Here is a 12,157-nt window from a genome sequence, read left to right as displayed (position 1 = left end):
AAGGGTTGCCGCCGAATCCGCTACGGTGGCCCGTTGATCACCTCCTTCGCGCCGCACGCGGGTGCGGGCACGGGGGATGATGTCCTCAACACGTCCACAGCACCGGGGGTGCGCATGAGCGGCAGCGGCGGCGTACGGCGGATCATGCCGTCGATCGAGGTGGTCGCCAAGGAGGCCGGGGTGTCCACGGCGACGGCCGGCCGGGCCCTTGGCGGCTACGGCTCGGTGAGCGCCAAGAGCCGCGAGGCCGTCCTGGCCGCGGCCGAGCGGCTCGGCTACCGGGCCAACAGCCTGGCCCGCAGCATGATCACCGGGCTGACGCACACGCTCGGCGTGCTCGTCCCCGACATCGAGAACCCGTTCTTCTCACGCGCCCTGCGCGGCATCGCCGACACCGCCCACGCGAAGGGCTGGGAGGTGCTGCTGGTCAACACCGACGAGGACCTCACGCTCGAGCGCAAGGCCCTCGGCGTGCTCGCCGAGCGGCGGGTCGACGGCATGGTCGTCGCGCCGACCGACGCCGCCGACCGCGACACGCTCAAGGCCGTGATCGACGCCGGCATCCCGGTCGTGCTGCTCGACCGCCGCGTGCCCGGCCTCGACGCCGACACGGTCGGCATCGACAACCGCGCCGCCGCCAGGGACGCCACCGAACGCCTGCTCAAGCTGGGGCACCGCTCCATCGCCTTACTGACCGGCGGCGACGAACACCTGCGCGCCAAGCTGGCCCGCCCCGGGCTGCGCGGCGTCGAGCGGATCGCCGGCACCACGGTCGGCGCCCGCACCGCCGGCTACCGCGACGCGCTGCTCGAAGCGGGCGTCGAACCCCGGCCCGAGTTGGTCAGCGCCGAGGGCTTCCGCCGGGAAGACGCGGCCGAGGCGACCACCCGGCTGCTCGCCCTGCCCGAACCGCCGACCGCGATCCTCGCGCTCGACAGCCTCCTCGCCCTGGGCGTGCTGCAGGCGCTGCGGCGCCTCGGGCTGCGCTGCCCGGCGGACGTGTCGCTGGTGTCGTTCGACGACGCCGACTGGGCCGAGGCGATCTCACCGCCGCTGAGCGTGGTGGCCCAGCCGATCTACGAGCTGGGGGCCGAGGCGGGTCGGCTGCTGCTCGACCGGGTGCAGGGCAGCGAGAGGCGCGTCACCCACCGCCGCCTGCCGACCCGCTTCATCGAGCGGGAGTCGGCGCGCTCCCTGCTGTGACCGCCGCGTGCGGGGTTGTCGGCGAGTGCGCGGGCCGGCCCCCACGGGTCTTCGGCGTGCGCGCGGACCGCCAGTGCCTCGGGCGGCAGCCCGTCCCCTGACGCCCGTTCGTGAGGCCCTGCCCGTAGAGGCTCGTACTCTGAGGGCCGGTCGAGTGAGGGCCGGTCACGTGCGTCGGGTGAGGGCCGGTCGAGTGAGGGCCGGTCACGTGCGTCGGGTGAGGGCCGGTCGAGTGAGGGCCGGTCACGTGCGTCGGGTGAGGGCGGGTCACGTGAGGGCGGGTCGGGTGAGGGCGGGTCAGGTGAGGGCCGCCAGCAGCGCGGGCAGGTCGCTCGGATCGTCGAACAGGGCAGTCGCCCCCGACAGTCGCCCGGCCGGCGTGAGCCCCCCGGTGAACCCCAGACAGCGCATCCCGGCCGCCCGCGCCGCCGCCACGCCGAACGGGCTGTCCTCCACCACCACGCACCGCTCCGGAGCCGTCCCCAGCGTCGCCGCCGCGTGCAGGAACAGGTCGGGGGCCGGCTTGCCCCGCGCCACGTCCTCGGCGCTGAACACCCGGCCCGCGAACCGCTTCGCCAGGCCGGTGAGCCGGAGGCTACGGGCGATCTTGGTGTGGCCGCCGTTCGAGGCGACGCAGGTGGGCAGGGCGATGCGGGCCAGCGCCTCCGGCATGCCCGGGACGGGGGCCAGCTCCGCCTCGACCGCGGCCACGTGTTCGGCGGCGAGCCGCTCGTGCCAGCCGGGCGGGACGTCCGGGCCGACGGCCCGCAGCCAGTGCTCCTCGCTGCAGCCGACGAACCGGGCGGCGAACTCCCGCTCGCCGATCTCCCATCCCAGCCGGCGCAGCGCGGCCGTGCCCACCCGTGCCGCGATCCGTTCGCTGTCCACCAGCACGCCGTCGCAGTCGAGGATGACGAGTTCGGTGGCCAACCGGCCTCCTTCCGCTGGTTCCGCTGGTTCCGAGGGGACCGGCCGGGCGGCGGGAAGAGCGCCGCCCGGCCGTCCGATCAGTAGTCCACCTTGAACATGTAGTTCCGCTTGTCCAGGTCGTGGCCGCGGATCGCCTCGTAGTGGCGGGCGAGCCGGTCCATCAGCACCGCGATGACCAGCGGGGACATCTCGCCGCGCAGCTCCGCCGGGATCCCGGGCAGGGCCAGTTCGGCCGTGTCGATGTGGAAGGTCTTCTTGCTCGCGTACGTGTCGAGGAACCGCTTGGCCCGCTCGGCCATGGGCCGCGACGCGTCCTCGCCGAGCAGGTTGATGACCGCCACGTCGTCGTTGACGACCTCGAACGCGCCCTGGAAGAACTCGCCGGAGTTGAAGCCCGCCGCGTGCTTCCACTGCATCTCCTGAAGGAAACACATGGCCAGCCCGTACGCCCAGTTGAAGCTGGGGCCGGAGCCGAGCACGTAGGTGATCGGCTCGTCCTTCAGCGTCTCGGCGATGACGCGTGCCCGCTCCTCGTGCTCCTCGGCGGCGGAGACGAGGGCGTCGGGGAGGGCGTCCAGGGCCCGGTCGAGCAGTGCCCAGTCACGCGAGACGCCGCCCTGCCGCATCACGGCGTACGCGGCGAGCTGCAGGAACAGGTCACTCTGACCGGTGAAGGCGACGTTCGCCGCGTCGGCGAGGGGGCCGCCCTCCTTGGTCACCACGGCCACGGTCGCGCCCGTGCTGCGGGCGTACCGGGCGGCGGCGACGGTCTCCTTGGTCTTGCCGGTGTAGGAGGCGAGGAAGACCAGCGAGCCCTCGCCCATCCGCTTGGTGCGCCCGGTGTTGAGCTCGTCGCTCTGCAGCTTGTAGACGGGGCAGGTGTCCTCCCGCTCCAGAAGGTAGTGGCCGGGGTAGGAGGCGATGAGGGAGCCGCCGGCGCCCACGAAGAAGACGTTGCGCAGGCCCTTGGCGGTGGCCTGGGCGACGAGCTCCTCCAGCTGGGGCCGCTGGCTGATCGTCGCGCGCGCCTTGTCGGCCAGGTCGGACTCGATCGGTTTCAGGGGCAGCAGAGTCACGGTGTCTCCGTTCGCGTCTCAAGGATTTGAGAACGTTCTCAATGATGCGTTGGTAACGTTCTCACTCAGAACGAGAGCCCGTCAAGGGGGAGGATGTGAGCAACCCGTCGTCGCCCCTACGGTCGATCACCAGGAAGGACGGACACGGAGAGTGGTGGAGTAACCTCTACGCGTCTCCCACGCCCCCGGAGCGAGGCGACATGACGGTTCCCACCCGCACCCCGGGCGCGGCGGCGCGCGGCCGCCGCCGCCACCCTCGTCGGCACGGCCATCGAGTTCTGCGACTTCTACTACGACACGGCCGCCGCGCTGGTACTGAGCGGCGCGTTCTTTCCCGGCGTGACTCCTCCGCTCCTGAAGGGAGCGGCTTCTCGCCAGGCCGCTCGCGCGGCGTCGCGAAGGGCAGGCCCTGCCCCAAGGATGTTGACCGCCGCGTTCACGTCGGCGTGCGCGGTGTGCCCGCACGCCGTGCATCGGAACCCGGCCTGGGTGACGCGGTTCTCCTTCGGGCAATGCCCGCATCGCGAGCAGGTGCGGGAGGTGTTGGCGGGGTTCACCGCGATCAGCTCTCGACCGGCGCTTTCAGCCTTGTGCGACAGGATCGTCAGGAAACCCCCAACCCGCGTCCAGGATGCCCTTGTTCAGCCCGGACTTGGCGGCCGCCCCGTTGGGCAGCCACCGGCCTTCACCGTCCGGTCCGGGTGCGGCACCTCAGACACGGAAGAACCTCGGTTCATCGACAACCTGCGCCGCGGCGGCGGCCGTTTGCAGCGCGGCGAACTCCACGCGCTGCGCGAAAGTGACGACATACCGCCGACATACCAGGCTGAACTACCATCGCTCCGCGTCCGCAGAGGCGCACGAGCAAGGTGAGGAACGAACCGGGTCGGCGCTCCTGTAATCGGCACGGTCGGCCTTGGCGCTCCGCAGGACTGCCGCTTCCGCCGTTGGCCAGGTGCCGCGGTCACAGGGAGAAAGTGATGACAAGCATGCGTGAGATCGCGCGCCGCGTCGCGTCCAGGGCGATCGGTGGTCTGCGATTGGCACAGGAGTGAGGGGCCGCGAACGTCGGCCACCCGCTGGAAGGCCCGCCCCGAACGCCTTCGTCACCTCCCAGGGCGTCTGACTCCGACCGCCCGTAACCCCCAGCTATGCCGTTCTCTGTCCAGCCAGTTCCCTTTGGGAAAGGAATCCCGTGCGTCTCGCTCGTCCTGTTGCTGCCGCCATGCTCGTGGCCGCCGCGCTAGCTGTCCCGCAACCCGCGCAGGCTGCTGTGTTCAAGCATCCTGGGGTCCTGGTCAGCCGGGCTCAGCTCGACTTCGTCAGAGCCAACCTGGACAAGGAGCCGTGGCGAGCCGCCTGGAGAAAACTGCAACGTCACTCCTACGCCTCGCTGTCCTACACGGCCAAGCCCCGCGCCGAGGTGAACTGCGGCGGGAATTCCATTCCCGACAATGGCTGCTCGGACGAGCGCGAGGATGCCATGGCGGCCTACACGCACGCCCTGCAGTGGTACCTGACCAAGGACGCCCGCTACGCGAAGAAGGCGATCCAGATCATGGACGCCTGGTCAGCTGTGATCACCAAGCACACCGGGAGCAACGCACCGCTGCAGACGGGCTGGGCGGGGGCCAACTTCTCCCGCGCCGCCGAGCTCATCAAGCACACCTACGGCGGCTGGAGCCAGGCCGGCCGCTTCGCCGGCAAGCTGCGCACCGTGTACCTCCCGACCCTGATCGCCGGAAGGCCCGACAACAACGGCAACTGGGAACTGATCATGACGGATGCCGCCATCGGCATCGCCGTGCACCTGGACGACCGGGCCTCGTTCGACCGAGCTGTCGCGACCTGGCGCGGCAGGCTGCCCGCCTACATCTACCTGAAGACGGACGGCTCGCTGCCCAAGGCGCCGCCGAACAGCAAGTACGACACCAAGGCCGAGATCATCGACTACTGGCACGGGCAGACCGCGTTCGTGGACGGCCTGGCCCAGGAGACGTGCCGCGACTTCTGGCACACCGGATGGGGCATCGCGGCCATCTCCCACGTCGCGGAGACCGCCCGCATCCAGGGCCTCGACCTGTACGCCAAGGCCAAGCATCGGCTGCGGTTCGCGATGGACTTCCACGCCAAATTGCAACTGGGCGGGACGATCCCGTCGTGGCTGTGCAAGGGAAAGGTCACCCGCAACCTCGGGGACCACTTCGAGGTCGGCTACAACGCCCTGCACCACGGACTCGGCTACGACATGCCGTACGCCAAGCAGTGGGTCGAGCAGAAAAGACCCGCAGGGGTGTCGCACTTCCTGGGCTGGGAGACCCTCACCCACGCGCAGAACCCCGCCGCCTCCTCCGTGGAGAGCGCCTCGGTTTACGGGGCGATGCCGGACGGGAAGTTGACCTACACCGCCATTGATGCCGCTACCGGACAGCGCACGCGTGGCGCCTTTGTATCCACGGCCACTCTGGGTTTCACCCCCAAGGCGATGGCGACGCTGGACTTCAATACGCTCCTGGTCACCGAGAAGGGGCCGGAGGGCCGGCTCTACCGGGTCGATATCCAGAGCAATCGTGACAGTCTCACCTTCCAGCGGCCTGTCTATCTCGGCAGCGGTTACACCCACGACCTCCTCGCCTACGACGGCAACGGCCACCTGTTCGGCATCGCCGACGGGACCCTGCGCCGCTACACCGTCAATGCGGTCAAGCCCACGATCGACAACATCAGCGGCGGCTCCGCCATCGGCGACGGCTTCACCCTCAAGACCCTCACCGCGACCGGCCCTGGCTGGATTCTCGGCACAACGGCCGACGGCAAGCTGATCTCCTACCAGATCAACGGCCCCGGCTCCTGGCAGAGGTACCAGCTTCGCGACACCACCTGGCAGGTCTTCGACCATCTCCTGTCGCCCGGCGGGGGCGTGTACTACGGCCACCGGAGCGACGGCTCCCTCCACCGCTACGCTGACCAGAACCCCTACGACGGCCGGGGCGGCGACCTCAGCAGCCAGAGCGCCGTCGGCGCCGAAGGCTGGACCCAAACCCTTCTGTCCGCCCAACCCGCCACCGTCAGCTGACCGAACAACCGACGGTCGCTGGAGGACCCCGGGTACCTTCCGAGGTCCTCCAGTGTGGCCCGGCCCTCGATGCCTGACTCCACAGTGGCGGCATGGGCGACGCATGGTCGAGGTCTTGGGCGTTCTTGTGCGCGTGGCGGCGTTCGTATTCGGCGGGGCTGAGCTGGCCGTTGGCGGAATGGCGGCGGAGCGGGTCGACGGGGCTCGTCCCAGACTGCGGGCGATCTCCCGCACCCCGCACTTCTTGGCGCGCAGCACGGCGATCTCCTCGCGCTCGGCGAACGACAGGTAGCGGCCCGAGAGCGGCTCCAGGCTGATCGGCGGCATACCGCCACCCTCACGAAACCACCGCGGCCCCAACGGCATCGACACGCCGCACGCGACAGCGGCCTCCTCACTCGAGCGCCCTTCGGCGATCAGCCGCCAGAACCGCTGCCGCTCTTCGCGCCGGTTGACCGGCGGCCGTCCCGGTGACCGAAGCGGCGGAGCATCAGCCGGGCCACCCGCTTACAACCTCCCCGGACCCCATCCAACTCCCGCAGGTCAGCGTGGATGCGTGGCGCCCCGTAGATCTCATCAGAGGCCCGGCGAGGTCGGCGAATCTGCTCAGTCAGCTCGGCGTCGCGGCGAGCTCGCGCCAACGGGCCGCGTTGCTGCCGGGCGGCCCGGGCGTAGTAGCCCTGGCGCGACACACCCAGCACCCGGGCCGGCAGGGATTCCTCCTTGAACGCTTGAACGGCGCGCCACCGCCCGCGGTCGTTCGGACATACCGCGGACATACCGCCGAAAGTTACTTTCGAGTACGCATCGACCCGGCACGACGGAGATCCCTCCGTATGTCGCCCACCCCCTGTGAAACGGACGTAACGACGTGCTCAAAAGACCCTTAGCCAGCGGTGCCCTGCTCCTCACGATCGTGTCCGGCGGCCTGGCCGCGACCTCGACCGCCGCCACCGCCGCAGCCGCACCGAACCTCCAGCTCCCCTTCTCCTGCGGGCAGAAGTGGCGGCTGGACACCTGGGGCCACGCCCCCGCCCTCGACATGGTGAAGGAGCCCGATCAGCACGGCACCGAGGGCGCCACCTTGGTCGCCGCGGCCGCCGGGAGGGTGGACAAGGCCTTCTACCACGAGAACGGCGGCAACGTCGTACAGATCGATCACGGTGGCGGCTACTTCACCACGTACATCCATCTGCAGTCCCGTGGCGTCTCGGCCGGAGACAGGGTGCAGCAGGGAACGGTGATCGGCAAGGTCGGCAGGACCGGAGGGGAGTCCAACGACCACCCGCACCTGCACTTCGAACTCGCCTACGACGCCAACGGAGACGGGGACGCCTCTTGGGGGTTCGCCGGCTCCGAGCGGATCAAGCCAACCTTCAACGGCGTCACCTACGGTCAATCGAACTCCAGGACCTGGCGCAACGTCGAAAGCTTCAACTGCCCGTCACGTTCCCCTGAGGGGCCCGCGTCGGTGTACGGGGTGCTGCCGGACGGGCGGCTGACGTACACCGAGATCGACGCGGCGACCGCGAAGCGTACGCGTGGCGCCGAGGTCTCGACCGCCTCCCTGGGGTTCAAGCCCAAGGCGATGGCCACGCTCGACTACAACACGCTGCTGGTCACCCAGGACGACTCCGGCGGCAAGCTGTACCGGGTCGACATCATCTCCAACCGGGACACTGTCACGTTCGAACGGCCGGTATTGCTCGGCAGCGGCTACACCCACGAGCTGCTGGCCTACGACGGCAAGAGCCACCTGTACGGCATCGCCAACGGGGTGCTACGCCGCTACAACCTCACCAAGACGAAGCCAACCCTGGCCGACATCACCGGCAACACCCTCATCGGCAGCGGCTTCGCCTTGAAGACACTCACGACGACCGGGCCGGACTGGATTCTCGGCACCACCGCCGCCGGACAACTGATCTCCTACAAGATCAACGGCGCCGACTCCTGGCAGCGCTACCAGTTGCGTGACGCCACCTGGCAGGTCTTCGATCATCTGCTCTCACCGGGCGGAGGTGTCTACTACGGCCACCGCCCCGAGGGATCCCTGCACGGCTACTTCGACGCCAACCCCTACGACGGCCGAGACGACGATCTCGGCGGCCAGGGTGCCATCGACCCCGACGGCTGGACCCAGACCCTCCTGTCCGCCCAACCGGGAACTGTCACCTGAGAAACGCCATGATGGACCCCGGCGCCGACCGGGGTCCATCATGGGCCGCGCGTCGCCGGGCAGCTCGCCCGCAAGCTCGGGGCCTCCCGTCTGATCGGTTCCGCGGGCGGGACGCTGAAGGCGAAGAAGCTCGTGCAGGACTTCGGCTACGACGCCGCGATCGACTACCGTGCCGGTTCGGTCACCGAGCAACTGGCCAAGGCCGCCCCCGACGGCATCGACGTCTACGTCGACCACGTCGGCGGCGACCACCTGGTGGCGGCCATCGACGCACTGCGTCACGGCGGCAGGATCGCGATGGTGGGCGCGATCAGCTCCTACGACGCCACCGAGCCGGTCCCCGGCCCGAGCAACCTGTTCACCCTGGCCGCCAAGGACGCCACCCTGCGCGGCATGCTGATCAACTCCTGCTTCCACCTGTTTCCGGAATGGATTGCGAAGGCGTGGACGTCCCGGCCGGACGTGGCCGCCGCCCGAACCTGACCCGCGCCGGGCGGAACGGGCGTGACCCGCGCCGCCCGCGGCGGGTGAGGCCGTCACACCGCGGCCGGGCGCTCCACGTACGCGGCCAGCGCCCGCACCCGCTCGGCGTGCCGGTCGTGCCCCACGATCACCGGCGGCTCGTTGTACGGCATCGCGTCCGACGAGCGCCGCAGCTTGACGTACTGGCCGCACGCGTCGATCGCGTACGGCTCCATGTCGTCCTGCAGCGCCCCGATCACCGTGATCCCGTACGTCTCGCCGATCCGGCGGAACAGCGCCACCGCCTCCCGCCGGTGCTCCTTGCCCAGGTTGCGGCCCAGCTCGTCCAGCACCAGGCACAGGTGCCCGCCACCGGACGACGCGATCGCCGCCGCGCACACCAGCTTGACCGCCTTCTCGTCCATCAGCGCCGTGTTGGCCCGCCGGTTGTACGGCACGTAGCCCTGTCCCTCGCCACGCCGCCACTTGGGCGTCACCCGCCACTGCCAGCGCTGTTCCGGGTCCGCCGGCGCGGGCGGCACCGGGAACTCCAGCGTCGCCCCGTAGCCGCCGTAGGAGGTGTCGAGCTTCTCGAACTCCTCGGCCACCCGCGTCAGCCTCGCCCTGATCGCCGCGCTGAGCGCCGCCCGGTGCACGGCCGTCGACTGCGCCGCCTCCTCCGCGCCCTTGTCGGCGGCGGCCAGGTCACGCTGCCGCGACACGAGCTGCGCCTCGATCTGCCGCCGCTGGTGCTTCTCGTACTCCTCCTGGCCCCGCAGGTAGGAGGCCAGCGCCCCGCACACCGCCGCGAACGTCGCCTGCTCCCGCGCCGTGCTCCCGCCCCGCTCCGACAGCAGGAACCGCAGTTCCTCCGGGATCTCGGCGTCCTCCTCCGGGAACGTGTCACGCAGGGCCTGGTCGAAGTGCCGCTCGGCGATCCGCCACCATTCCTCGGCCGTGCGCGGCCGCTCCTCCTCGGGCAGGGCCGCCAGCCACTCGCGCGCCCCGTCCACGGTGCCGCCCCAGTCGGCGGCCAGCGCCGCCAGCTTGAGCGCGTCCCGCTCGGCGGTGACGCGCGCCTGCTGGTCGCGCGCCTGGGCGCGTTCGCCCTCGTGCCGCTGGCGGCGCCCCTCCAGACGTTCGATCTCCATGTCGCGGGTACGGGCCCGGAAGTCGAGCGCGCCCGCCTGCCGCTCGGCCTCGGCCACGGCGGGGGTGACCTCCTCCAGCGCGCCGGCCAGCTCGGCGAGCCTGGCCCGCCGCTCGGCGAGCTGTGCCTCGACCTCGCCGAGCCGCACGCCCGCCCGCGCGCCGTCCAGCCGCCGCTGCGCCTCGGCGACGGCCTCCTCACCCTCCCGTACGGCCTGCGCGGCCGACTCCTGGGCGTCGCGGGCCCGGTTGAGCCGCTGCTCGGCCGCCTTGATGCGCGCCTCCCGCCCCGTGGCGACCCCGTCGAACGCCCCCACCACGCTCACGCCGGCGGCGCTCACCAGCACCGACCCGGGCAGCTTCGCGAGGGCCTCGGCGGCGGCGCCCAGCAGTCGGGCGTCGACGATCACGGCGTGCTCGTGCGGCCACCCCCGCAGCGTCACGTCGGCGTGGTCGCGCGCCTGCTCCGCCACGTCCAGCGCGTCCAGCAGCCCCGTCGCGGGCACCCCGGCGGTCGTCAGCACGTTGAGCTGGGCCGCGGCCGGGCCGCCCTCGGCGTCGTCCAGCGCCGCCTGCGCGTCGGCCACCTCCCGGTCGGCCACGCCCAGGGCCTTCAGCGCCTCGTTCAGCCGCAGCCGCGCCTCGCGCAGCTCCCGTTCCGCCGCCGGGACGTCCCGCCCGTCGGCGAACCTGCGTGCCTCCTCCAGCGCCGGGATCCGGCCGCGCAGCTCGTCGGCGGTGTTCTCCGCCACCGCGCGGTCGGCCTCCAGCTTGGCGGCCCGCGCCTGCAGCGCCGCCAGCTCCCTGCGCGCCTCGCCGACCTGCCGGTCGAGAGTGTCCTCACGCAGCGTCGAGATCTCCGCCTTGACCAGTGCGATGGCCTCAGCCGCCGCCTCGCCGGCCAGCCGGTGCCGTTCGAGCTCGGCGGCGAGCACATCGTCCTTCGCGGCGGCGTCGGCCAGCTTGCGCGCCTGCCGGCCGCGCCAGCACCGCAGCGCGTCGGCCAGCCGGATCCGCGCCTGGTCACGCCGGTCGAACGTGGCCAGCAACGCCTTCGACTCCGCCTCGAACTCGGCCAGCCGCTCGCCCGCCTGCGCGGCCCGCACCCGCTTGGCGTGCTCGTCGCGCCGCGCCTCACGCTCCTGCTCCAGCTCGGAGTCGAGCCCCGTCAGCGCCGCGATGGCCTCGAACACCCGCTCCGGCGAGATCTCGTTGAGCGGCTGCGACAGCAGGTTGGTGGCCACCTTGCTGCGCACGGACGTCGACAGGAACGACACGCAGCGCACCCGGTCGCCGTACAGCACCTTGGTCAGGTCACGCGCCACCACGTCCCGCCGCCCGGCCGACCGGGGGAGCGACGCCCAGATGTCATCGGCCCGCGCCACCCGCTCGGCCTCGGACGCGGCCGCGGCCAGGTGCACCCCGTCACGCCACCGGATCTCCAGGTGCGGCGCCTCCTGGTTGACCCTGAGCCACACGGTGAGCGCCCCACCGGAGGTGTCGGGCACCGCGAACAGCTCCCCACCCGCCCCCTCGCCCTCGGCGACGACCGTCTCACCGATCCGCCCCGGCGCGCCACCGTCCTCCCCGGCCCCGGCCCCGGCATCGGCGTCAGCCCCGGCGACCGCTCGCGCGGCGGAACCGAGCGCCCCCTCGGCGGCCCGCCCGCTCGTGTCGCCGGTGAGAGTCCCGGCAGCGGCGACGTCGGGGTGGCCGAAGACGCCCACGATGTAGCCGTGGCCGGCGCTGGCCCACTGCCGGGCGCCCGCACCGCTGGCCAGCTCCGCGTTGAACAGCAGCTCCGACACCGCCTTCGCACCCGAGGCGAACCGCCACTGCTCGTCTCCCAGCAACGCCGTGATCGAGGCGATGAACGACGACTTGCCGGCACCGTTGGAGTCCTTGGGCCCCGCCCCGGCGACGACGATGAGCGTGCCCGGGACGGTCGGCACCGGATGGGTCGACAACCGCGAGATGTTGACCGCCTGCACGGCGATCAGCACCCGGTCTCCGACCACGTTCTCCATCTGCGACACCTCGAACCCCCGTTACCCTTCCGTCTGTCGTTCACCTGACCGGCCC

8 protein-coding genes and 2 pseudogenes are annotated in these 12,157 nt (G+C 71.4%); 4 read left to right on the top strand and 6 right to left on the bottom strand.

Going from position 1 to position 12,157, the window contains the following annotated elements; all coding sequences use genetic code 11:
• Window positions 1-33 precede the first annotated feature (33 nt).
• Window positions 34-1,203 (top strand): LacI family DNA-binding transcriptional regulator, encoded by a 1,170-nt coding sequence (locus FHU36_RS26880; RefSeq protein WP_185086589.1) that lies wholly within the window; start codon window positions 34-36, stop codon window positions 1,201-1,203.
• A gap of 297 nt (window positions 1,204-1,500) precedes the next feature.
• Here FHU36_RS26880 and FHU36_RS26875 read toward each other — a convergent pair whose 3' ends face one another.
• The 3 genes from FHU36_RS26875 to FHU36_RS26865 all read right to left on the bottom strand — a co-directional run bounded on the left by FHU36_RS26875 (window position 1,501) and on the right by FHU36_RS26865 (window position 3,766).
• Window positions 1,501-2,133 (bottom strand): HAD family hydrolase, encoded by a 633-nt coding sequence (locus FHU36_RS26875; protein ID WP_185086588.1) that lies wholly within the window; start codon window positions 2,131-2,133, stop codon window positions 1,501-1,503.
• Between the two features lie 77 nt (window positions 2,134-2,210).
• Window positions 2,211-3,209 carry an SIS domain-containing protein gene (locus tag FHU36_RS26870; protein WP_185086587.1) on the bottom strand — a complete coding sequence of 333 codons (999 nt, stop codon included), beginning with the start codon at window positions 3,207-3,209 and terminating at the stop codon, window positions 2,211-2,213.
• 290 nt (window positions 3,210-3,499) lie between these two features.
• On the bottom strand, window positions 3,500-3,766 hold the full coding sequence (locus tag FHU36_RS26865; RefSeq protein WP_312891847.1) for a zinc ribbon domain-containing protein: 267 nt from the start codon (window positions 3,764-3,766) through the stop codon (window positions 3,500-3,502).
• Between the two features lie 716 nt (window positions 3,767-4,482).
• Between FHU36_RS26865 and FHU36_RS26860 the strand changes: the two genes are divergently transcribed.
• On the top strand, window positions 4,483-6,285 hold the full coding sequence (locus FHU36_RS26860; protein WP_221496590.1) for an alginate lyase family protein: 1,803 nt from the start codon (window positions 4,483-4,485) through the stop codon (window positions 6,283-6,285).
• Window positions 6,286-6,414: 129 nt separating this feature from the next.
• Here FHU36_RS26860 and FHU36_RS47055 read toward each other — a convergent pair.
• Together FHU36_RS47055 and FHU36_RS45870 are read right to left on the bottom strand one after the other, a co-directional pair.
• Window positions 6,415-6,771: pseudogene (locus FHU36_RS47055) on the bottom strand (helix-turn-helix domain-containing protein); the annotation flags it as partial.
• Entirely contained in the window at window positions 6,702-7,064 is a 363-nt protein-coding gene (locus tag FHU36_RS45870) for an IS3 family transposase (protein ID WP_185086585.1), read from the bottom strand. The pseudogene FHU36_RS47055 and the gene FHU36_RS45870, both read right to left, overlap by 70 nt.
• A gap of 92 nt (window positions 7,065-7,156) precedes the next feature.
• Here FHU36_RS45870 and FHU36_RS26845 point away from each other — a divergent pair, with 92 nt between their 5' ends.
• Window positions 7,157-8,464 (top strand): M23 family metallopeptidase, encoded by a 1,308-nt coding sequence (locus tag FHU36_RS26845; protein ID WP_185086584.1) that lies wholly within the window; start codon window positions 7,157-7,159, stop codon window positions 8,462-8,464.
• A 66-nt stretch (window positions 8,465-8,530) separates the two neighbouring features.
• Window positions 8,531-8,947, top strand: a pseudogene (locus tag FHU36_RS26840) (zinc-binding dehydrogenase); the annotation flags it as partial.
• 53 nt (window positions 8,948-9,000) lie between these two features.
• Here the strand turns inward: FHU36_RS26840 and FHU36_RS26835 are convergent.
• A complete protein-coding gene (locus FHU36_RS26835) occupies window positions 9,001-12,102 on the bottom strand; it encodes a coiled-coil domain-containing protein (RefSeq protein ID WP_221496589.1) in 3,102 nt (1,033 codons plus the stop codon).
• Window positions 12,103-12,157: the final 55 nt, after the last annotated feature.

Origin of the sequence: Nonomuraea muscovyensis (genome assembly GCF_014207745.1) — a bacterium.
GTDB classification, from domain to species: domain Bacteria; phylum Actinomycetota; class Actinomycetes; order Streptosporangiales; family Streptosporangiaceae; genus Nonomuraea; species Nonomuraea muscovyensis.
The sequence above is the reverse complement of the archived record's forward strand: the minus strand, read 5'-3'. Positions and strand labels throughout refer to the sequence as shown.

Coding starts and splice junctions, on each gene's coding strand:
- FHU36_RS45870 (WP_185086585.1), bottom strand. CDS start 7,064: ATGTCCGCGGTATGTCCGAACGACCGCGGGCGGTGGCGCGCCGTTCAA.
- FHU36_RS26835 (WP_221496589.1), bottom strand. CDS start 12,102: ATGGAGAACGTGGTCGGAGACCGGGTGCTGATCGCCGTGCAGGCGGTC.